This is a genomic window from Pseudothermotoga sp., from assembly GCF_031962025.1.
In the GTDB taxonomy this organism is placed as follows: Bacteria; Thermotogota; Thermotogae; order Thermotogales; family DSM-5069; genus Pseudothermotoga_B.
The window spans coordinates 1-21,394 of record NZ_JAVRKW010000014.1 but is presented as its reverse complement, the minus strand read 5'-3'; the positions used below and the strand labels follow the sequence as shown (position 1 = coordinate 21,394).

At 42.0% G+C, this 21,394-nt stretch carries 22 protein-coding genes and 1 tRNA gene; 18 read left to right on the top strand and 5 right to left on the bottom strand.

Annotated elements, in window-relative coordinates; translation table 11 throughout:
* Positions 1-22 precede the first annotated feature (22 nt).
* The gene (locus AC4E92_RS08905) at positions 23-466 is read right to left on the bottom strand and encodes an Hsp20/alpha crystallin family protein (protein WP_490240240.1); all 444 of its coding nucleotides are present in this window, start codon (positions 464-466) and stop codon (positions 23-25) included.
* Positions 467-490: 24 nt separating this feature from the next.
* A complete protein-coding gene (dnaK, locus tag AC4E92_RS08900) occupies positions 491-2,266 on the bottom strand; it encodes a molecular chaperone DnaK (protein ID WP_490240239.1) in 1,776 nt (591 codons plus the stop codon).
* A 276-nt stretch (positions 2,267-2,542) separates the two neighbouring features.
* On the opposite strand from dnaK, the gene AC4E92_RS08895 reads away from it, so the two are divergent.
* The 4 genes from AC4E92_RS08895 (at position 2,543) to recG (ending at position 6,403) form a co-directional block, all read left to right on the top strand.
* Entirely contained in the window at positions 2,543-3,175 is a 633-nt protein-coding gene (locus AC4E92_RS08895) for an MBL fold metallo-hydrolase (protein WP_490240238.1), read from the top strand.
* Positions 3,176-3,188: 13 nt separating this feature from the next.
* On the top strand, positions 3,189-3,719 hold the full coding sequence (gene hpt, locus AC4E92_RS08890) for a hypoxanthine phosphoribosyltransferase (RefSeq protein ID WP_490240237.1): 531 nt from the start codon (positions 3,189-3,191) through the stop codon (positions 3,717-3,719).
* A 199-nt stretch (positions 3,720-3,918) separates the two neighbouring features.
* Complete coding sequence (locus AC4E92_RS08885; RefSeq protein ID WP_490240236.1) at positions 3,919-4,080, top strand: hypothetical protein; 162 nt, start codon at positions 3,919-3,921, stop codon at positions 4,078-4,080.
* A complete protein-coding gene (gene recG, locus AC4E92_RS08880) occupies positions 4,061-6,403 on the top strand; it encodes an ATP-dependent DNA helicase RecG (RefSeq protein ID WP_490240235.1) in 2,343 nt (780 codons plus the stop codon). The genes AC4E92_RS08885 and recG overlap by 20 nt, the downstream gene beginning before the upstream one ends.
* 1 nt (position 6,404) lies before the next feature.
* Here recG and AC4E92_RS08875 read toward each other — a convergent pair.
* A tRNA-Val gene (locus AC4E92_RS08875) sits at positions 6,405-6,479 on the bottom strand.
* A 65-nt stretch (positions 6,480-6,544) separates the two neighbouring features.
* On the opposite strand from AC4E92_RS08875, the gene AC4E92_RS08870 reads away from it, so the two are divergent.
* The 14 genes from AC4E92_RS08870 to AC4E92_RS08805 all read left to right on the top strand — a co-directional run bounded on the left by AC4E92_RS08870 (position 6,545) and on the right by AC4E92_RS08805 (position 19,385).
* The gene (locus tag AC4E92_RS08870; protein ID WP_490240234.1) at positions 6,545-7,555 is read left to right on the top strand and encodes a glycosyltransferase family 4 protein; all 1,011 of its coding nucleotides are present in this window, start codon (positions 6,545-6,547) and stop codon (positions 7,553-7,555) included.
* Entirely contained in the window at positions 7,552-8,565 is a 1,014-nt protein-coding gene (locus AC4E92_RS08865; RefSeq protein ID WP_490240233.1) for a lysylphosphatidylglycerol synthase transmembrane domain-containing protein, read from the top strand. Before AC4E92_RS08870 ends, AC4E92_RS08865 begins: the two co-directional genes overlap by 4 nt.
* A 58-nt stretch (positions 8,566-8,623) precedes the next feature.
* Entirely contained in the window at positions 8,624-9,709 is a 1,086-nt protein-coding gene (locus tag AC4E92_RS08860; protein WP_490240232.1) for a tetratricopeptide repeat protein, read from the top strand.
* Positions 9,694-10,413, top strand: coding sequence for a prepilin peptidase (locus AC4E92_RS08855; RefSeq protein WP_490240231.1), 720 nt, complete (start codon positions 9,694-9,696; stop codon positions 10,411-10,413). Before AC4E92_RS08860 ends, AC4E92_RS08855 begins: the two co-directional genes overlap by 16 nt.
* Complete coding sequence (locus AC4E92_RS08850; protein WP_490240230.1) at positions 10,401-10,868, top strand: lytic transglycosylase domain-containing protein; 468 nt, start codon at positions 10,401-10,403, stop codon at positions 10,866-10,868. Before AC4E92_RS08855 ends, AC4E92_RS08850 begins: the two co-directional genes overlap by 13 nt.
* 4 nt (positions 10,869-10,872) lie before the next feature.
* The gene (locus AC4E92_RS08845) at positions 10,873-12,402 is read left to right on the top strand and encodes an NAD(P)H-hydrate dehydratase (RefSeq protein WP_490240229.1); all 1,530 of its coding nucleotides are present in this window, start codon (positions 10,873-10,875) and stop codon (positions 12,400-12,402) included.
* Positions 12,399-13,541 (top strand): tetratricopeptide repeat protein, encoded by a 1,143-nt coding sequence (locus AC4E92_RS08840; protein WP_490240228.1) that lies wholly within the window; start codon positions 12,399-12,401, stop codon positions 13,539-13,541. Before AC4E92_RS08845 ends, AC4E92_RS08840 begins: the two co-directional genes overlap by 4 nt.
* Before the next feature lie 3 nt (positions 13,542-13,544).
* Positions 13,545-14,474, top strand: a complete 930-nt coding sequence (gene trmB, locus AC4E92_RS08835; protein ID WP_490240227.1) for a tRNA (guanosine(46)-N7)-methyltransferase TrmB — start codon at positions 13,545-13,547, stop codon at positions 14,472-14,474.
* Entirely contained in the window at positions 14,471-15,463 is a 993-nt protein-coding gene (locus tag AC4E92_RS08830; RefSeq protein ID WP_490240226.1) for an NAD(P)H-dependent glycerol-3-phosphate dehydrogenase, read from the top strand. The genes trmB and AC4E92_RS08830 overlap by 4 nt, the downstream gene beginning before the upstream one ends.
* A gap of 221 nt (positions 15,464-15,684) precedes the next feature.
* Positions 15,685-16,281 carry a serine O-acetyltransferase gene (gene cysE, locus AC4E92_RS08825; protein WP_490240225.1) on the top strand — a complete coding sequence of 199 codons (597 nt, stop codon included), beginning with the start codon at positions 15,685-15,687 and terminating at the stop codon, positions 16,279-16,281.
* A complete protein-coding gene (gene cysK / locus AC4E92_RS08820; RefSeq protein ID WP_490240224.1) occupies positions 16,211-17,080 on the top strand; it encodes a cysteine synthase A in 870 nt (289 codons plus the stop codon). The genes cysE and cysK overlap by 71 nt, the downstream gene beginning before the upstream one ends.
* 39 nt (positions 17,081-17,119) lie before the next feature.
* Positions 17,120-17,686, top strand: coding sequence for a cysteine hydrolase family protein (locus tag AC4E92_RS08815; protein ID WP_490240223.1), 567 nt, complete (start codon positions 17,120-17,122; stop codon positions 17,684-17,686).
* A complete protein-coding gene (locus AC4E92_RS08810; RefSeq protein ID WP_490240222.1) occupies positions 17,671-18,462 on the top strand; it encodes an FAD-dependent oxidoreductase in 792 nt (263 codons plus the stop codon). The genes AC4E92_RS08815 and AC4E92_RS08810 overlap by 16 nt, the downstream gene beginning before the upstream one ends.
* Complete coding sequence (locus tag AC4E92_RS08805; protein ID WP_490240221.1) at positions 18,459-19,385, top strand: radical SAM protein; 927 nt, start codon at positions 18,459-18,461, stop codon at positions 19,383-19,385. Before AC4E92_RS08810 ends, AC4E92_RS08805 begins: the two co-directional genes overlap by 4 nt.
* Positions 19,386-19,496: 111 nt before the next feature.
* On the opposite strand, the gene AC4E92_RS08800 is transcribed toward AC4E92_RS08805, so the two are convergent.
* Positions 19,497-20,330 (bottom strand): methyl-accepting chemotaxis protein, encoded by an 834-nt coding sequence (locus AC4E92_RS08800; protein ID WP_490240220.1) that lies wholly within the window; start codon positions 20,328-20,330, stop codon positions 19,497-19,499.
* 4 nt (positions 20,331-20,334) lie between these two features.
* On the bottom strand, positions 20,335-21,096 hold the full coding sequence (locus AC4E92_RS08795; RefSeq protein WP_490240219.1) for an oxygen-binding di-iron domain-containing protein: 762 nt from the start codon (positions 21,094-21,096) through the stop codon (positions 20,335-20,337).
* Between the last annotated feature and the right edge of the window lie 298 nt (positions 21,097-21,394).

Genomic DNA, 21,394 nt, shown 5'->3' with positions numbered 1-21,394 from the left:
GGGCGGTTGCCCGCCCCATTTCTTAATCGATTTTCACATCCACTACTTTGGCTTTCTTTTCTTCACGCTTGGGCAGAGAAATTGTCAGAACTCCGTTTTCGTATTTTGCTTTTACCTTGTCCGGGTCAACGTAATCGGGCAAAGACAGCGATCTTTCAAATTTTCCATAGCATCTTTCAACGACTTTGTAGTTTCTATTTTCTTTCTCGCGCTCAAGCTTCTTCTCGCCGGTGATTCTCAATATACCATCTTCGACCTTTACCTGGAAATCTTTTTTATCCATTCCGGGGACTTCAACTTCGACGACTACCGAGTCATCTGTTTCGTACACGTCGATGTCTGGCAGGTACGAATAAGTTGCACTTCTGCGAGTCATTGGAGTGAAAAAGTCTTCAAAGAGTCTGTCGATTTCACGTTGAAGTTCTCTGAATGGTTTCATGAAATCTTCACGCCTTTCCAGCAACATGAAGACCCCTCCTTTCAAGAATTTTTATTGTGAACTTGATTGTTCTTTTCTGACACTTTCGTACAGATACTGACCAATTTTCATACTCTCCTGCTGTAATTCATCAAAGAGCATCTTGACTCTTGGAATATCATCTTTGTTTATCGCATCTCTCAGATCGTTGACCAGTTGTTCGAGCCTTGATTTTAGATCTGCTGGCAGTTTGTCTGCGTGCTCTTTCAAAGATTTGCTGACGCTGTAAGCAAGATCATCTGCTTTGTTCTTGAGTTCGATTTCTTCACGTTTTCTTCTGTCCTGTTCTTCGTATTTCTGGGCTTCTTCCATCATCTTTCTGATTTCTTCTTCTCTGAGTTTGTGCCTGCCTGTCACAACCATCGATTGTTCTTTGTTGGATGCAAGGTCTTTTGCGGAAACATGCACGATTCCATCGCTATCTATGTCGAATGTCACTTCTATCTGTGGCACACCTCTTGGAGCTGGTGGTATATCCACAAGTCTGAAACTTCCAAGGAATATATTGTCCCTTGCCATTGTTCTTTCGCCCTGATAAACTCTGACCTCGACCTCTGTTTGGTAATCTTCTGCTGTCGTGAAGATCTTGCTTTTCTTCACTGGTATTGTCGTGTTCCTGGGTATGATTGGTTCCATCAATCCACCTTTGACTTCGATACCAAGTGTCAGCGGTGTGACATCCACAAGCACTATGTCTTTTTCTTTTGCCTCTCCGGCTAGAATCGCCGCCTGAATTGCTGCGCCTATTGCCACAGCTTCATCCGGGTTCACGCTCTTGTTGGGTTCTTTGCCGAAGATATCCTGTATGATCTTGTGCACCATCGGGGATCGAGTCATACCACCGACGAGTATTACTTCGTCTATGTCTCTTGGAGACAATTTTGCGTCGTTCAGTGCTTTTTCAACAGGACCTTTTGTCATATCGAACAGGTCTTTCACGAGCGATTCATACAGAGATCTTGTGAGTCTCATTTCAAGATGCAGTGGTCCAGAAGCTGTAGCCGTGATATATGGAAGACTTATATCGGTTTCAAGTTTGCTTGAAAGCTCTATCTTGGCTTTTTCTGCGGCATCTCTCAGTCTCTGCAGAGCCTGTCTATCTTCTCTGAGATCAACACCGTGTTGTTTCTTGAACTCCTCAGCCATCCAGTCGACGATTCTCTGGTCAAAGTCGTCGCCACCCAAGTGGTTGTTTCCGGATGTTGCCACGACCTGAATCACGCCTTCTCCGATCTCGAGTATGGAAACATCAAATGTTCCACCACCGAGGTCATAAACAAGGACCTTCTGCTCCTTTTTCTTATCAAGACCATAAGCGAGTGCTGCCGCGGTAGGTTCGTTTATGATTCTCAATACATCGAATCCTGCAATCTGACCTGCTTCTTTTGTTGCCTGTCTCTGAGCATCGTTGAAGTATGCAGGACAGGTGATGACCGCTTTTTTGATCTTTCCATTCAGGTACTGTTCTGCATCTTTTTTCATCTTCTGCAAGATAAAGGCGCTTATCTGCTGCGGTGTATACTGTTTGTCGTCGATTCTCACCTTGTAATCGGTGCCCATCTTTCGCTTTATTGACTTGATTGTTCTCTCAGAGTTGAGAATCATTTGCCTTTTGGCAGGTTCTCCAACGATTATCTCGCCCGTTTTGGTAAAGGCGACTATTGAAGGTGTCAGCCTACCTCCCTCGGCATTGGGTATAACCTCAATTGAACCATCTGGCTTCATCCAGGCTATGACTGAATTTGTCGTACCCAGATCGATACCGACAACATATTCTCTTTCACTCATCGTTTCACCTCCTGTGAGTTTCCAACTTGATTATATGGATGATCAAGTGGTTTGTCAAGGGTTCCTTTGAATATTTGCTATATTCTAAAAATGACTTTCCATAGTATTTTTATTTGTATAAATATTTTCTCATATAAACTGTATAGCAATCGTTACTCTTGATTGCTACTAAACTCATCGGGTTATTCCTATAAATACAAGGCACGTTGCTGGTATAATTTTGTTATCCGAACAAGAGAAAATCTTGTTTGTTCATAAACCAAGGGGGTGTTTTAAATGAGAATCACGTGGTTTGGTCATGCGTGTTTTCTCATTGAAACCGGCGATGTCAGGATACTCACCGATCCTTTTGACAGCTCGGTTGGGTACAAAGTACCGAATGTGCTCGTGGATATAATCACCGAAAGCCATCAGCATTTCGATCACAACGCACATCACTTGATAAAAGGAAAGTTCGAACTTTTCAAAGACCCGGGAGTTTATCAGCTCAAAGGTGTGAAAATCACAGGAATCAAGACATTTCATGATTCAGAATCCGGTGCAAAAAGAGGGCAGAACACAGTTTTTGTTTTTGACACAGGAGACTTCAGAATAGCACACCTGGGTGATCTTGGACATGTTTTGAATCAGACTCAAATTGATCAAATCAAACCAGTTGACGTACTGATGCTGCCCGTTGGCGGAACGTTCACAACAGGACCGGCCGATGCAAAAAAAGTTCTTGATCAAATTAACCCTCATGTGGCAATCCCGATGCACTTCAAAACCAGGTACATCAGGTTTGACATAGCACCTGTTGAAGAATTCACAAAATTGTGCGAAAATGTAAAATATGTGGGCAGTAACATCATTGAAGTCGATGAACAGATTAAAAACCACAGCAGACTTGTTTGCGTTTTGAGCATTTGAAGGGAGGCATTCTGTGCAACTAAAAGTCCTATTTGATCAAGAAACAGTTCACAGAAAAATCAAAGACATGGCGCGTCAGATAGAAGATTATTACCGTGGAAAAACAGATTCTATATGTGCGATTTGCATTCTCAAAGGTTCTGTGCATTTTTTCAGTGAGCTGGTTTTGAACATCAACATGAATGTGAACTATTCTTTTGTACATGTTTCAAGTTACGCGGGAACTGAGTCCACCGGCAGAATAAGGGTCAAATCCTGGGTGGATGAAGCTCTGCAGGGAAAATACGTGCTTGTCGTGGAAGATATCGTCGACACCGGCAACACACTCAGATACATTCTTTCTTACCTTAGAAAGTACAAGCCGGCAGATCTGAAAATCGCAGCGCTGATAGAGAAAGAAAAATACCAGCACGGTGTACCGATCGACTTTGTCGGATTCAAGGTAGGGGATGTCTTCCTTGTGGGCTACGGACTGGACTACGAAGAAAAATACAGAAATCTTCCTTATATAGGGTATCTCGAGTCAACTACCCCCCACCTATAGAGGTGGTGGCTTGGTATAAACCATAGTTGATTAGCCGGGGTAGGGACAGTAGCCTGTACATAACAAGCCTGCTTAACATTGGCGATGAGCACCTTACTCCGAAAAGGAGGCTTATACACCATATGGTGTATGTGATTTCAAAATTAGAAAGGAGAGAACAGCACATTTTCCATTTTGCAGAAGATGGAGAATGCGCTGAATGTTGATGAAAAAAGGCTCCTTGATAGTGGCGAGCATGGTGATACTCATAGTAGTATTTTGTGTACTTTTCTCAATTCAGAAATTTGTCGATATGAGGGCTTCTGGTTTTGCACCACTTGAAAGGGAGAGCATTGTAAACAATGCGACCGGTTCTCGTTGAGGAGTTCTTGGATTCTGTCGAAGACAGTATCCTCAAAGTGATTCACGGTGAAATGCAGATAAATGAATTCATTGAGCTTGTGCAGGATAGTTATGAGTTGATATCAGATCCCATTCTGGAGGAAAAAGAAGTTTCAGAGAAACTCAGACAGCTTTTGGAGTATATCAAACCTGTTGATACAATAGATCAGCAAAGGGCAATCAAAAGACTCAAAAACTGCCTTGGAATGATAGAGCGTTTTCGACATCAGCATTTGATTTCAAAGCCAGACCCATCGAACGCAAAACAACCAGATTGCGAAATAAAGTATGCAAAAGGTGTTGGACCAAAGAGAGAATCACTTTTGAAAAAACTCGGTATTTTCACACTCCAGGATCTGGTTTTCTACTTTCCGCGAGACTATGAAGATCGAAGACGTGTGGTACCCCTTTCCCAGATCAAGATGGAAGAAAAGGTCACTACGCTTGGTAAACTCGTCAGCGTAGAGACCAAAAAAATCAGCTCAATCACGATAACCGCAGCGGTGCTCTCAGACGGCGTAAATCAGGTGCTGCTGAAATGGTTCAATCAGGAGTTTCTCCACAGAATTCTTCAAACGATGAAGAACAAAATGGTTTATGTAACCGGCACTGTCAAGCGCGGTCAGTTTGGCTCAGTTGAAATAATCAACCCGGAAGTCGAATTACAGGAAGGTTCACCTGTCCTTGAAATCCTGCCGATTTACCCATTGACCGAAGGAATCAGTCAAAAAGAATTGAGAAAAATAATGAAAGAAAATATCTCGTGCGTCTGCCATTTTTCAAATGAATTACCCGCTGAACTCGTGGAAAAAAGAGAACTGATAGACACACCTGTGGCACTTCTTGGTATGCACTTTCCAAAAAGTATGTATCATTTGAAAAAATCAATCGAAAGACTCGCGTACGAAGAATTATTCCTGATGCAGTTGGCTCTTTTACTGTCAAGAAAGACCTTCGAGGAAATCGGAGGTATTGCGAAAAACATACCGGGTAAGATTGCAGAAAAATTTATGAGTAAATTACCTTTCAAGCTGACTAGATCACAGATTCTCGCTCACCAACAGATAAGACAGGATATGACTTTGAGTAAACCCATGAGCAGGTTACTGCAGGGAGATGTCGGGTCTGGAAAGACCGTTGTCGCTCAGCTTGCAATAATCGACAACTTCGAGGCTGGTTTTCAGTCCGCTGTCATGGCACCAACATCCATACTCGCCATACAGCACTATCGGAGAATGGCTCCTGCCTTCGAGGATCTTGGAATAAAAACAGTTCTTTTGCTTGGTGAGACAAACAGCAAAGAGAAAGAAAGAATAAAACACCTTCTTTCAACCGGAGAAGCTTCTGTCGTCATTGGAACTCACACTCTCATTCAGGAAGATGTGAATTTTGCCAATTTGGGTCTGGTTGTCATAGATGAACAGCACAGATTCGGTGTCAAACAAAGAGAAGCCCTTGTCAGCAAGGGAAGAGCCCTCGATACACTGATAATGACCGCTACTCCAATACCAAGGACTTTGGCTCTGACCATCTACGGCGATCTTGATCTGACAATTATCGACGAAATGCCGCCGGGAAGAAAGGAAGTTAAAACCATCCTTGTATCTGTTTCCAAAATCGATCAGGTTTATGATTTTGTCAAAAAGGAACTCAGAGAAGGCGGTCAGGCTTTTGTGGTATATCCGTTGATTGAAGAGTCTGACAAAATCGAAGCCAAAGCAGCTACACAGATGTACAAACATCTCTCTGAGCAGATTTTCAAAGAATTCAAAGTGGGATTATTACACGGGAAAATGAGCCAGCAGGAGAAAGACAGGGTAATGGAAAGTTTTGCACTTGGAGAATTTGATATTCTGGTTTCAACAACGGTCATAGAGGTTGGTATAGATATTCCAAGGGCAACGATCATGGTGATAGAAAATCCAGAGAGATTTGGTCTTGCACAGCTACACCAGTTGCGTGGAAGGGTGGGACGCAGTGAAAAACAGGGATATTGTTTTTTGATTGTGGGAAATGTCTCAGAGGATGCTTTAGAAAGGCTCAGGTATTTCTCAATGACCAGAAATGGGTTCGAAGTTGCCGAATATGACATGAAGATTCGCGGTCCGGGTGAATTTCTTGGATTGAAACAGCATGGACTGCCGGAGCTGAAAGTAGCTGATCTTGTGAGAGATAAAGAACTTTTGTTCAAGGCACGTGCTGACGCAGAGGCTTTTTTGTTCAAGCAAAAAGAATACCCGTGGCTCTTTGAAAAAGTACAGAAAATCTATGGCGACAGGCTGAAGCTGATCAAAGTTGGCTAAGTGGTGGGTGCGGCAGGAATCGAACCTGCGGCCTCTTCCTCGTGAGGGAAGCGCTCTCCCCCTGAGCTACGCACCCATACGTGATAAAATTCTATCACTGTGGAGAAAGTTTTGCAAGGCTTTTTTATGGAGGCGAGCAAAATGAGAGTTTTGCTTTATGCCGAAGCCACAAAACTTATATCCAAATCGGGTATAGGCACGGCATACAAACATCAAATAGAGGCTCTGACCAGAGCAGGTGTGGATTACACACCTGACTGGGAAGACCGGTACGATATAGCCCATGTGAATACCATCGGACCAGGTGCAAAAACAGTCGTGCAGTACTGTAAAAGAAAAGGTATACCGGTGATATGGCATGTGCATACTACCGCTGAAGACATCAAAAACAGCTTTATTTTAAGCAATTTTTACGCCAGAATATCCAAAAGATCACTCAAGAAAAAATACGCAATGGCTGATCACTTGATTTTTCCAACGCATTACACCGAAAGTGTGATTAGAAAATACGGAATAGACGTACCGGGAACTGTCATATCAAATGGAGTCGATACGGCATTTTTCAAGAAAGACGAAAACAAAGCCCGAAAGTTCAGAGAACGTTTTGGCATAAAGGGTCCGATAGTTCTTGGAGTGGGTTTTCCATTCAAAAGAAAGGGGATACACGACTTTGTAGATGTTGCGCAGAAAATGAAAGATCTGACCTTTATCTGGTTCGGTGCCAGAATTACACCTGTGCTTCCAAAAGATGTGAGAAGAATTTTGAAAAATCCCCCGGATAATGTTATTTTTCCGGGTTTTGTATCTCAGGAAGAACTGGTGGGTGCCTATTCGGCTGCAGATGTCTTTTTCTTCCCAACCTATGAAGAAAATGAAGGAATAGTCGTTCTTGAAGCGCTTTCCTGTGAATGTCCCACCGTAGTTCGAGATATACCAGTATATGAAGGCTGGTTGCAACACGGAGTAAATTGCATGAAAGGTCATTCAAATGAGCAGTTTAGGAAAATCATATCAACACTCGTTTCTGATAAAAGCTTCGCCGGAAAAATCGCATCTGAGGGTAGAAAAGTAGCCCTTGAAAGGGATCTTTCTGAGATTGGTAAATTACTTGCTCAGACATACGAGTCTGTGCTGAGGCGGTGCAGAAATTGAAAAAAAATCTTGCCAGATCACTTTTAATCATCGCACTGAGTATCATCATAATAATATTAATAGCCGGTTTCACAGACATATCTTTAACAATAAAAGCTCTGAAGAACATTTCTGCAAAATGGCTGTTCTTGGCGGGTCTTTTGCTGATATGTGACTGGTTTGCTGAGGCTCTCACGGTGAAGATCTTTGCCGTTTCATATAAAACCAGGGTGAGTCTGACATATCTTTTCAAATCGACTCTGATTGGAAGTTTCTTTTCGGCGATCACACCGTTTTCCACCGGTGGACAGCCCGCACAGATAGCCTTTATGAATAAACGTGGTGTTGAATACGGAGAGGCAACAGCACTTCTTGTTTCAAGGTTCATCGTTTATCAGGTGGTCATAACGTGCCTTGGTGCACTTGGTGTGTACACTGCACACGGTATTCTCTCTAAGAATATCACCAAATTTGCCCTTCTTGCTTTCTTTGGATTTGCTCTGAACGGTGCAGTGCTTTTTTTCCTTCTGATTTTCTCAATAAACAGAAACCTTGTTCAATGGCTGGTAAAGACCCTTATAAAACCTTTGGCTTTTTTCAGGCTGATAAAAAATCAGGCTCAAACCGTGGAAAAAACGTTGAACCAGATTGAATTGTTTCACAGGTGCATGCTAAGGTCGATGAGCAATTTATTGCTTCTTTCTTTTGCCTTTCTGACAACATTATTTCAAATGATGGCAAGGGTTTCTATGACCTATTTTGTGGCAAGAGCCGTACACGTAAACTGTTCATATATAGACACCATCATGTTTCAACTGGTTCTTTTCCTTGTGGTTTCACTCATTCCAACACCAGGAGCAATGGGTGCTTCTGAAAGCGGGTATGTTTTGTTCTTCAATTTCATATTTGGTCCCCAGACTGTCGCGACTTTACTGCTGTGGAGGTTTTTCACCTATTACGCGAATATAATCATCGGCGGGCTGACAACCGCTCATGAGATAAAAGTTCTGAGCAGATTTGACTTAGAGTGAACTTTTTGAAAAACTGTGGTATAATGTAAAGTACAGATGACGCAAATATTGCAAGGGAGTGGTACCATTGGAAAGGGTGATCATCTTGCAGGTAAAAGATCGTGAGATTGAGATTACCACAGATACTCCTTTTGTGATAATTCTGAGAGATCTCATGTACGAAGGCGACTGGGGGTTGATGAAACAGGATTTCAACGACAAGGATCTCATAGTCAGAGAAATTGAGAATTGCGAATATCTTGAGAACCACGTGACCATTCTCGATGAAAAAGTGTATGACCCGATATGTTTTGAAGAATTACTCGAATGGCTGGAGAAAAAAGGAATCACACCGAAAAACTTCGTTCACGCTTCTTTAAACAATCTGTACGATCTTGCACTCGATTATGCTGACAAAGACCTGCACGAAGTGGCTTTTAAAATTATAAAGTACATACTCGAGGTGGACAAAAATTACGCTCCCGCTTACGAACTTTTCGGTTCTTTGATGCTCGAGAAAGGTGATTTTGAGCAGGGCATAAAATACTTGGATAAGGCTATAGAGATAGATCCATGGCTTGTTGAAGCGTATTCATCGCTCGGTGAAGCATATTATAGCCTCGGTGAATACAAAAAAGCGGCTTCTTACTGGGAAAGAGAGATAGAATACGCTCCAGACAACAAATTCACTTATTTTATGCTTGCAGAAGCTTACAGAAAAATGAATCTGCACGACAAAGTGTGCAATGTCTTTGAGAGATTTTTAAAAATCGATCCAAACAGCATTCTGGCGATTTACGAACTGATGGAAACATACAGAATGGCTGGCAGAGATGAACAGGCAAAGCAGATGGAAGAGAAAATACTCAAAATGAGACCAGTTTATGCAAGCGATGTGGAAGTCTGGAGTCGTGTTCAGCTCAAACACGGCAATTACTCTCTGGTAGAAGAAGTTATCAACAAGATGTTGGAGGAAAATCCCAAAGCAAAAGCACATCTCAAGCTACTGCTTTTTTTGGCGTACTTTAAACAGGGAAAGATCGAGCAGGCAAAACAGTTGATACAGGAAATGAAAGACCAGAATCTGTGGTACTTATATGGCAAAAAAGAACTGTTTTCAGAGTTTATGTCCGAGGAGGAGATGCGCATTTGTGGCATTTCTTGAGCTTTATCATCGGTACGGTGCTTGGAAGTTTCCTGAACGTGGTCATATATAGACTGCCGCGTAAGGGTTTGAGTATCGTCAAGCCGGCTTATTCTATCTGCCCGTCCTGCGGTGAAAAAATAGCCTGGTACGATAACATACCCCTGTTGAGCTATATTCTGCTCTTGGGAAAATGTCGAAAATGCAAAGCCAAAATCAGCCCAAGATACCCATTTGTAGAGTTTATTAATGGACTTTGTTATCTGATCAATTCCTACGTTGCTTCAAATCTTGTGGATTTTTTTGCACTGTCGCTGATAATATCCTGTTCACTCATCATCGCTTTTATCGATCTGCAGTTTATGCTGATACCTGATGTGACGCTGTTTCTCATCGCACTGGGAAGTTTTGTGCTCTGGATCACAAATGGTACAGTTGTTTATAACCTGATCAGTGTGGCAATCGTGACAGGACTTTTGTTGTTTTTAGGGTTTATCTACAAAGGCGGTCTGGGTGGTGGCGATGTGATTCTCATGGCTGCTTTCAGTCTCAGCCTTGGGATTATCAGTTCATTTTATACACTGATATTCGCATCTGTTAGCGCTATCGTCTATGCGCTGATAAAAAACAAAGGCAAAATCTCAATGAAGCAAAAAATACCTTTTGGAACCTTTTTAGCTCCAGCCGGATATGTCGTCTTGCTGGTTCAGAGGTGTTTGCACTGAAATTGGTCCTGATCTTTTTTGTCTTTTTTGCATTGATTTTCTTTTATTCTTATTTTCCTTTGAAATATTATTCTGTTGTGAAAGAAAACTGCGGGACTGTTGATCCACTGTTGATAATGGCATTGATAAAAGTGGAAAGCAACTTTAAAGAAAATGCGGTTTCACGTGCCGGAGCAGTTGGATTAATGCAGTTGATGCCTCAAACTGCTGCATGGGTGTCTGAAAAGTTTGACATTGCATGTGATATAAATTCTACAGTGGATAATATCGTTATCGGTATCAGGTATTTACAGTATTTGATAGATCTCTATGGCGGTGACCTTGACATGGCTCTGAGGGCTTACAATGCAGGTCCAGCGAGAGTTACTGCTCAAAACAATATTTCAGTTAATTATCTGTTCAAAATCAAGCTTTATCACGTGATCTACAAAATTTTGTACTTCTGGGTGAGGTGAGATTTTGAAAATTGCCACAGCACAGGAAATGCGAAACATCGACAGAATGTGTCACGAGCAATTTAACATACCGCCTTCTATACTCATGGAGCGGGCAGGTCTTTCTGTTGTGCTTGCCATTGAACAGGAACTGGGTGACATAACCAATACCTCTTTTCTCGTCCTGTGCGGACCGGGAAACAACGGTGGAGATGGTTTTGTCGTTGCAAGAGACCTGCTCGAATATACAGACTACGTCACCACCGTTTTTTTGGGAGACGAAACCAGGCTTTCTGAAGAATCAGCGGTCAACTTTTCAAGGTTAAAAGCCCTGGGCGCAGATATCAGAAAGCTCGGTAGTGATGTAACCATTAACGAGCTTGCCGAACTCGTGAAATCTGCCGATGTGGTTGTGGATGCTCTTTTAGGAGTTGGAACAAAAGGAGAAATCCGCGATCCTGTAGCAGAAGTCATAAAACTGGTGAACTTGTATTCCAAGTACGTCGTTTCTGTCGACCTGCCTTCTGGTCTTGAGACCGATACGGGTTCAGTCCTGGGGATTGCCGTCGAAGCGGATATGACGGTGACCTTTGGTCTTCCAAAACCATGTCATCTTCTGTACCCAGGCAGGGAGCTGTGCGGAAAATTAAAAGTGGCAAGTATAGGCATACCAAGATTTTTGCTGGAATCAAAACAGATCACAAGGCAGATAATAACAAAACAGACAGTCAAAAAGACTCTGCCAAAACGCATCAGAGATTCACACAAAGGCAGTTATGGAAAGGTGCTGGTCATAGCTGGTTCCAGAGCTTATCCCGGAGCCGCTGTTCTAACGAGTATAGCGGCTCTGAGGTCAGGCTGCGGATATCTTCAGCTTTTGACGTGCTCTCCTGTCGATACAATCGCCGTTACAAAAGAGCCGGGGATAGTTGCACACGCAGTGAACCACGATCATTTCATGAAAGACGACTCACAAATAGCCTTGAAAATGCTTCAGGATGCCGATGTCGTTGTAATTGGACCGGGTATGACCTGCAATTCTGATACATTGAACTTTTTCGAACAGATAATGATCAATCTTACAAAACCAGCAGTTATTGACGCCGATGGCATAAATTGTCTTGCGCAAAACCCACAGATCCTTCAGAAAGTTTCAGCTCCAGTTGTTCTCACGCCACATCCGGGAGAATTTGCAAGACTGCTTGGTAAAAATATCGATGAAGTGAGGTACAATTACAAATTAGCGGAAGAATTTGCGAACAGGTACAGCACAACAGTTGTTTTAAAAGGAGCAACAACCATAGTTTCAACTGTGGATGGAACGTTTTTCAATTTAACGGGAAACACTTCTCTATCCAAAGCGGGTAGCGGTGATGTACTCGCCGGCATGATAGCCGGTCTGATGGCACAGGGACTGACCGCAAAAGACGCTTCAATTTGCGGAGTGTATCTGCATGGTTTGGCTGCAGAACACTACAGTTCTAAAGAAGGCACAATGCTTACAAGCGAGCTATTAGATCTAATTCCTTCTGCAATAAAGGAGGTGGAAAATTGAGCGACATAGTCGAGAGGGTGGTTAGGGATTTAATCAGAAACAACCAGCTTTCAAGAGCAAGGGCTGTCTTGAGTCTTTTTCAGGATGAATATCCGCATCTCTTACTCGAGTTAGAGGCAGCCTGTGGCAACTGGAAAATGGTCTCCAAACTCTACGAGAGACTGTCCGACCAGCGCAAGGAAGAGTACAAAACCATGTATAAAACTGCCGTTGAAAGAGTCAAAGCAGACTACACCGAAGATGTGAAAGAAGCCCTCGAAGAGATCTCAAAAAACAATTTTGAGGGTGGCATGGCAATCCTCGAAGGTGTTTCGAAAGCCTATCCGGAACTTGCCGAGGCTATAGCTTTGAAACTCGAACTTGCAAGACGCAAAAAAGACAAAGCAAGGGCAAAAGTCTATGAAGAAGCACTGAAAAAAATCGACGCTTCTCATCCCTTGTTGATCTCAAAACCAGAGAAAGTTTCAAAGTCTTATGGCTGGGACATCGTTCTGCTTATTGCAATAATCGCGACACTCTGCGTGGCACTGACGGATGTTTTTCTCAATCTATCACAGAACAGCAGAATAACTGGCATGAAGACCGATATTGGTGAATTGAGAAACCGCATTGAAAATCTGGATAGCTCTGTTTTGGAAGTGAAAAAGGCTTTATCAAACCTTGAAAAACTTTCCATTTTAGAACAAAAGATCGACCAGACCAACCAGGAATTTTCTTCTTCTTTTGAAAAGCTACTGCAGATGGTCGATTCAATTAAGATAAGTGATTCTCAGGAATTGAAGGCACTAAAAGACACAATTACCGGTCTTTTGTCCAGCATGAATACCAGATCGACATTGACTTTATCGAGAAATTTGAATATGGAACTCACGAAATCTCTGTGGTTGTTTGGCTATCGACTGTACAGAGCAGGGTATTATCAGGATGCATACAAAGTGCTGAACAATGTTACAGAAATCCTGAAAGACACAGACTCTTATTTCAAAGACGATGCGTTCTATTACATGGCACTCAGCGCATATGAATCTGGCGATCTTGCCACGGGTAAAAAGTTGTTCGAAGAATTCGTGAGAAGTTACCCTGACAGCGAATATACACCGCATGCGCGATATTTTCTTGCAAAACTAAACGGGAGATGAAAGATGGCAGTTGATTTTCTTTCATATTTCATAAAAGCCCAGCAGTACACAATGCCCTTGGACTTTTATCAGATCTTCCACAGGCAGGCAAAACTCGCCGTTGAAGTGGGATTTGGCAACGGCGAGTTTCTTGTTTCTCTGGCAAAGCAAAAACCAGAGTACGATTTCGTGGGATTTGAAACATCGATAACATCGCTTGTTAAAATACAAAAAAAGATACACGCTGAATCGCTGAAAAATATCAGAGTGGCTCTTGTAGATGCCAGATTTGCCCTTAGAGAGTTTTTCAAAGACAACAGCATCGAAGAAATCTACATGAACTTTCCATGCCCCTGGCCCAAAAAATCTCATCAGGACAAAAGATTCACAAGCCAGGGTTTTGCTGAAACACTTGGGGCCGTTATGTGTATGGGAGGTACTTTTCAACTTGTTACAGACGTCGACTGGTATGCGGAGCAGATGAAAGAGATCTTTTTACAAACTGGTTGTTTCGATCTTGTCCAGTTCAGCGAAAATGACAGATCTGTCGTCGGAACAAGGTACGAGAAAAAATGGTTGTCAGAAGGTAGAAAGACATATACTCTGGTTGTGAAAAAGAAAGATCATATCAGTGTTCAAAGATGGACCTGGGAGGAAGAAACCATGCCCCACGTTCACTTAAGCGGTGTAGATGAGCAGAAAATTCCACAGCTATCCGGGGTAGTTTTCAGACATCAAAATGGTGTTTTTGTGGTGAAAAACGTCTACAGCCGGGAAAATGAATATCTTCTGAGAATAGTTTCAAACGAAGAAGGGTTCCAGCAAAGATATTTCATAAGCATAGAAAAAGAGAAAGACGGCTGGCTTGTAAAACTCGATCCGGATGCTTCAGCTTACAGAACACCAGTGGTGAGATTTTCAGTGAGAAAGATAGCCGAGGTGATCAGTTCTTGAGATTTTCAATCCTTGGTGCAGGAAGCTGGGGAACCAGCTTTGCAAAATTGCTCACCGAGAATGGACATGAAGTTCTACTGTGGGCAAGAAGAGAAGAATTAGCCCGGCAGATAAACGAAAACCATGTGAATCCAGAGTATTTACCTTCGATAAATCTTCCTTCGGCTTTGATTGCAACATCAAAAATAACTGAAATAGAACAATTTTCTGATATTCTGGTGATAGCCGTCCCTGTGAAATACCTGAAAGAGACCTTGCAAAAGCTCACCAGAGCGCCACAGGTTGTTATAAATCTTTCAAAAGGCATCGACAGTGATTTGAAAAATGTGAGCTCCATAGTCAATTCTTTGTGGAAAGGTGTGAATTATCTGGTACTTTCAGGTCCATGCCACGCAATAGAGGTAGCAAAAAGGCTTCCAACAAGCGTTGTCATCGCATCCGAGGATAAATATTCACTGAATCTGTTTCAGCACGCTCTGAGCAACGAATATTTCAGAGTCTACAGCAGCGAAGATGTCCTGGGTGTTGAAATCTGTGGAGCTGTGAAAAACGTGATAGCCATAGCCGCAGGGGTTCTGGATGGACTCGGGCACTGGCACAACGCGAAGGCTTCGCTGATAACCCGCGGTTTACACGAGGTAACACGATTTGGACTGGCTATGGGCTGTAAAAGCCCGCTGACTTTCATGGGGCTTGCGGGTATGGGAGATCTGATAGTCACCTGCACAAGCAGCTACAGTAGAAATAGATATGTCGGTGAGATGGTCGGCAAAGGAATGAATATACAAAACATACTCTCAAACATGAAAATGGTTGCAGAGGGTGTCTACACAGTCAAGCCGCTGTTAGAACTTGCACAAAAGCTGAAAGTCGATATGCCCATATCGCAGAAGGTATATGAAGTGCTGTTTTTGGGTAAAAATCCCCTTGATGCCGTTTATGAGCTGATGAAAAGACCACTGAAAATCGAAAGCCAACTACACTTATAAAAATGGACATTTTGCGATAAGCGCTCTGACAAACAAAAAAGCAAGAAAATTTTAGAAAAAAGTGCATTCAACCATGCAGTTTTTACAGTTAACAGACATCCAACAGAGATCTGAACATTGTGAATACGAAATATTCTATTTTCGTGAACAGATAACAATCACTACAGAATGGTGATAAAATAAAAGCAGATCAAAACAGGAGGTGTTTTTATGTTTGTGGGGTGCGTGAGCTCTTAGAATCAGTGAAAGAAGATGTAAAAGCCTATCTTAGGTCTGATCCTGCCACATCAAATGTGTTTCAACTCATCTTTTTCAACGCGGCTTTTCACGGACTTTTTTTCTACAGACTCTCTCATTTTCTGTACAGGTACAAACTCTATCCTCTTGCCTATCTTCTATATTATCTATCTCGTGTTCTGTTTTCCATGGATATCCACCCCGCCTGTGAAATTGAACCCGGTGTGGTTATAGACCATGGAATAGGTGTGGTCATCGGCTCCACCGCGACCGTTGGCAGCGGCACAGTCATTTATCACGGTGTGACACTTGGAGCAAAAAAGATCTGTTCGGGAAAAAGACATCCAGATATCGGGAAAAATGTTCTCATTGGGGCTGGTGCCAAAATACTCGGACCGATAAAAATCGGTGACAACTCAATAATCGGTGCAAACGCAGTTGTTTTAAAAGATGTGGCACCGAATAACCTTGTTGCCGGCGTTCCGGCAAAAATAATAAGGAGGCAAAAAGATGCTCAATCTGATAGGGAATACACCGATACTGAGACTGAAAACAGAGCCGAGAGTGTTTGTGAAACTTGAAAAAAACAATCCCTATGGCAGTGTGAAGGACAGACCGGCTCTGTTCATGATACAAGCCGCCGAAAGCAGAGGACTTATCAAAAACGGTGTTTTAGTCGAACCAACCAGCGGAAATACAGGTATCGCTCTGGCAGCAATTGGGGCATTCAAAGGTTACAGGGTGATACTCACAATGCCGGAAAGTGCGAGTATTGAAAGAATAAAACTTCTCAAAAGCTATGGAGCAGAGGTCATACTGACACCTACAGAAGAAGGTATGAGTGGAGCGATTAAAAGAGCTCTGCAGATAGTCGAGGAACTTGGTGCATACATGCCAAATCAGTTTGAGAATCCATACAATCCGCTTTCACATGAGCTGACAACAGCGCACGAGATACTTTCGCAGATGAATTATCAAATCGACGCATTCGTTGCCGGCGTTGGCACAGGAGGAACTATAACGGGAGTTGGAAGGGTACTGAAAAGACTCTACGCAGATAAGGTGAAAATAATTGCTGTAGAACCAGCTTCTTCTGCGGTCCTGTCAAAAGGAACAGCGGGAAAACACAGAATTCAGGGCATTGGAGCAGGTTTTGTGCCAAAAGTACTTGACCTTTCCGTGATAGACAAAATAGAAACAATTGAAGATAATGAAGCTTTTGAAATGATGAATTTTTTACTGAAAAAAGAGTCATTAGCTGTGGGTATATCAAGCGCAGCAAACATAGCCGTTGCCATGAAAATAGCCGCAGAAAACGAGCGTGTGGTCACAATTGCTCCTGATGGGTTTGAAAAATATTTGAGTCTGACCGATTTTTGAATTATCATAATGTTGGGATTGGAAGGGAGTTATGATTCGGTGTTTTTTCATAAAGAGCGCGAAAGGCATTCTTTGGTGATATCGTCACCCGCTTTGTTGTGCATTGATCTTCAAAGTTATTTCTGCAAGGACAGTGGAAAAGCTTATCTTTTCGGGGTTGAACAGATCATCCCAAAAATCGATCTTCTGATATCAGTTTTTGAAAAAAGATCTTTGCCTGTGATCTGTACTGTTCATGAACAGAACAGCGATAACATGCAAAGATGGTGGAAAAATACCATACAGGATGATCAGACAGAGCTTTGCGTGAATGGCAAAAACGCCTTTGTTCTAAAAAAGAACACCTATGATGCTTTTTATAACACAAAACTGGAGGAGTTTCTCAAAGAAAAGAAAATTGATCAACTTTTCGTAACAGGCGTTATGACTCATCTTTGTGTTGAAACGACAGTTAGAAGTGCTTTTGTCAGAGGATTTGATGTTTCAGTTGTCTTTGATGCGTGTTGGGACAAAGACGACTGGTATCACTTTTCATCCTTAAAGAATATGGCACATGGTTTTGCGACAATCGTGAGTACAGAGGAATTAATATGCGCATTGCAGTAATTGGTGCAGGTCCTGCTGGTGTTGCTGCGGCAGTTTTTTTGAAAAGATGCAATATAGATACCGTGGTATTCGAGAAAGACCAGATAGGTGGGTTGATCAAAAACGCGTGGAGAGTTGAGAATATACCTTTTTTACCAGCCTGCAGTGGAGAAAAAATAGCAGAAATTCTTGAAAAATCGCTGAAAGACTTTTCAATTCCAGTTATCTTCAAAGAGGTTATGCAAGTCAGTGGAAATATCATCACAACCAGAAGTGGATCTGAAAGATTTGATAAAATTCTTGTGGCAACCGGAACTGTACCAAAGAGAATAAAAGATTTTGAAGTCGATCAAAGGGTCGTTTACCAGTTTAAAGATTTACCCAAGGCTATCACCGATCTTGCCATATATGGTGCTGGTGATGCAGCTTTTGATGGTGCTCTCAAAGCTCTGGAAAATGGGATACCACGGATTCACATATTCAACAGGACCGATAAGATAAAAGCCATAGCAAGATTGCAGAAACTTGTGTTTGAGTCAAGCATCGTTTATCACGGCAACGAAGCCATAGTCCAAGTGAAGTCTCAAGATAAATTGACCATTAAAACAGTTAAAGATTTCTACAGATTCGATGCCTTACTCATCTGCGCCGGAAGAACACCGAACACGGCTCTGGTGAAAGACATAACAGAGGACATCCACATCATAGGTGATGCAAAAGGTGGTTACAGACAGATGAGTATCGCAGTGGGTAATGCGATAGAGACAGCAATGAAAATAGCGGAGGAGATAAAATGAAATTGATCGCTGAATATGGTAAAGAAGAATTAGCAACAGTCTATATTGCAGAAACTCACAGAGGTAATCTTGTAGAGTTCGTTCAATCTCTTCAACCACCATTTTCACGAAGCGAAAAGTGGGTTCTCATCGTCTCGACAATGAATGGCTGTCCTGTGGGCTGTATGATGTGTGACGCCGGTGGTTTCTACAAAGGCAAGCTCGATTCAGATGAAATCATGGAACAGATTGATTTTCTAATCAAAAGATTCTTCCCGGATATGGTCGTTAGAACCAAGAAATTCAAGATACAGTTTGCAAGAGTAGGTGAACCATCTTTGAATGAAGAAGTTCTGGTTGCTCTGCAAAAACTCTCAAAATACGAAAATCTCATACCTTCTATCTCAACAGTTGCTCCTGATGGCTGTGATACTTTCTTTGAGAAATTGCTCTCCTTGAAAAATCGCTATTACATTGGAAGATTCCAGTTACAGTTTTCAATTCACTCGACAGATGAACATCAGCGCGATGAGTTGATACCTGTTAGAAAGTGGGATTTTGCAAAGATAGCAGAATACGGTGAGAACTTTGTGGGCAAGAACGACAGGAAAATAACATTGAATTTTGCGCTTTCAAAACAGTCAAATGTTGATGCAAAAAAGATCATAGATTACTTCTCAACTGAGAAATTTCTCATAAAGATAACACCTGTTAATCCAACTCACAGCGCCATTATGAACTCAATCGAATCAGACATAGATCCTTCAACCGGTATGCCGATAAACCACGCACACTTTGTCTACCAGTTGAGAAGCCACGGCTTTGAAGTCATTCTGAGCGTTGGAGAACTTGAAGAAAACAATATCGGCAGTAATTGCGGTCAGTACATCAGAAAGCATCTTTTACTGCAGCATCATTCAATCAACGCGTACAAATACGTTTAACATACATTTCACGGCAAACCTGTATGGCGGCAAGCTTGCTCGATAAAGCAGAAAGATCTGTACAGGTAGTTGACTTACCTGAAATTTTTCTTGCGCTCATGTTCAGCACTTTTAAATATTTATATCCTTTAGTTTTTGCTGAGCCTTCACAATGGATTTGATCACCCTGAGCATTGAATTGAATTTTTCCTCTGCCTGCTTTAAAACTTCGTGTGTTTGAACTATATACTCTCTTTGCTGAGAAATGTTCGTCTCGGTTTGTTCAAAAGTTTTACTGGTTTTGTTGATCAACTCGGCATTTCTTTTGAGAAAATCGAGCATCTCCTGAGTGGATTTTTGAAAAACTGTGAAAAGGTTTGTCACAACCCTGAGATCTTCTATCGCACTCTGAACCATACCGCTTAACTGCTGTACTTTCGCGGTTATCTCTGCAGCAGCTTTGTTTGATTCACCGGCCAGCTTCTGCACCTCGGAGGCAACCACTGCAAACCCCCTGCCGTGTTCACCTGCTCTGGCAGCTTCAATAGAAGCATTCAAAGCCAGCAAGTTTGTCTGTTTTGCTATCCTGGTTATTTTTTCAACCATCAGTTCTGTTTCTCTAAAGCTCTCGAGTGTGTGTGAAGTTCTCTCAAGTGCACTGTTGAATCTTTCGCTCACCTGATCCAAACTCGAACCGGAACTGGACAGCTCTGAATGCATCTTCTGGCTCAATTGATCTACAGAAAAAAAGGCTTCTTTGAGTTCTTTGCTGTCCTGTGAAAATTGCTGTTGCATTCTTATGAGCTGTTCTTCCATCTGCATAAATCTTTGAATAGTCGAATTGATTTGCTCCTGAAGACTCAGAACGCGTGATACAAGTGCTTCATCCAGTTGATTCATAAAGCTGGTCATCAGATTTTCAGCGAAAAAAGCAGATGAAATCTTTTCAAAGGTCTTTTCGTCCATCGTATCACTTCCCGTAGAATTGATCTATCAAATCCACTCCGCATTTCAAATCTCTTAACCATTCAAGAAATCTTCTGGCACACTCTTTTTTCATAACCGCCCCATGCTGTGGTGTTATCATCTCAATTTGCTTTTTGCTGACAATATCTACCCATTTTCTACAGGCAGTATTTGAAGTCATATACCTTTTGTGAAACAGCTCCATGTTTTTCACGTGTGAATCAAAATCATCAGTATCTCGATACTTTTTCCCTTCAGGAAAAACACAGGCACCTATATCACCGGAAAAGAGTATCTTTGCCACAGGATCATAGAGTGTGAAATTCCCGGTTGAGTGAAGATAATGTGCAGGTATCAATTCGAGCGTATTTCCACTTTTGAACCTTATTGTATCGCCGTGATCTGGTATACCATAAACTCTTTTTTGATCATAAACACCAAAATGCGGCAGAAAACGTGTCCACAAATTTGAAATATACACCTTGCTGTTTTCGGCTATCGAAAGCCACAGAATGATGCCGCTTGTTACATCTGGATCCTGGTGCGTGTAAAAAATATGGGTTATTTTTGAAGGTTCAATCACCTCAGACACATTTGCCAGAACCCTTGGAAAAACATGTGCTCCACCCGGATCAAGCAGTACGGCTTCATTGCCGTCGACTATCAAGTACTGATTTGTCTGGATTATCTCTTCCTGTTTTTCTTCCCATCCAAGAAAATAGTATTTGTGTGTTCCATTGTCAAACAGCAAAGCGTTTTGAATCACAAAAACACCTCCTTTAAAAAAAATTATACCTTAAAGGCTTATCAGATTGGCTAAAAGAGCCTTTCTCAGTTAGGCAGTGAGTACAAAAAGTTTTTCGGTGTATCTGTGTTTTTGAATGCAAAAAATTTGAGAAAACTCACTTTCAAACACTTTAAAAAATTCAAGGAAAAATACTTTACTTTTCTGCCACAGATTAGATATAATTTCAGTGAGATTGTTCACATTCATCGTTTAACAGAATGTATCTGACTGCAGTACTTCACAGATCTACCAAAATTTGCAATCGAATTTCGCGCGT

What these genes read in the sequence shown, in the direction of transcription:
- AC4E92_RS08805 (WP_490240221.1), top strand. Translation starts at nt 18,459, where the DNA reads ATGAAATTGATCGCTGAATATGGTAAAGAAGAATTAGCAACAGTCTAT.
- AC4E92_RS08895 (WP_490240238.1), top strand. Translation starts at nt 2,543, where the DNA reads ATGAGAATCACGTGGTTTGGTCATGCGTGTTTTCTCATTGAAACCGGC.
- AC4E92_RS08870 (WP_490240234.1), top strand. Translation starts at nt 6,545, where the DNA reads ATGAGAGTTTTGCTTTATGCCGAAGCCACAAAACTTATATCCAAATCG.
- recG (WP_490240235.1), top strand. Translation starts at nt 4,061, where the DNA reads ATGCGACCGGTTCTCGTTGAGGAGTTCTTGGATTCTGTCGAAGACAGT.
- cysK (WP_490240224.1), top strand. Translation starts at nt 16,211, where the DNA reads ATGCTCAATCTGATAGGGAATACACCGATACTGAGACTGAAAACAGAG.
- AC4E92_RS08905 (WP_490240240.1), bottom strand. Translation starts at nt 466, where the DNA reads ATGTTGCTGGAAAGGCGTGAAGATTTCATGAAACCATTCAGAGAACTT.
- dnaK (WP_490240239.1), bottom strand. Translation starts at nt 2,266, where the DNA reads ATGAGTGAAAGAGAATATGTTGTCGGTATCGATCTGGGTACGACAAAT.
- AC4E92_RS08885 (WP_490240236.1), top strand. Translation starts at nt 3,919, where the DNA reads ATGTTGATGAAAAAAGGCTCCTTGATAGTGGCGAGCATGGTGATACTC.
- AC4E92_RS08800 (WP_490240220.1), bottom strand. Translation starts at nt 20,330, where the DNA reads ATGGACGAAAAGACCTTTGAAAAGATTTCATCTGCTTTTTTCGCTGAA.
- AC4E92_RS08810 (WP_490240222.1), top strand. Translation starts at nt 17,671, where the DNA reads ATGCGCATTGCAGTAATTGGTGCAGGTCCTGCTGGTGTTGCTGCGGCA.
- trmB (WP_490240227.1), top strand. Translation starts at nt 13,545, where the DNA reads ATGGCAGTTGATTTTCTTTCATATTTCATAAAAGCCCAGCAGTACACA.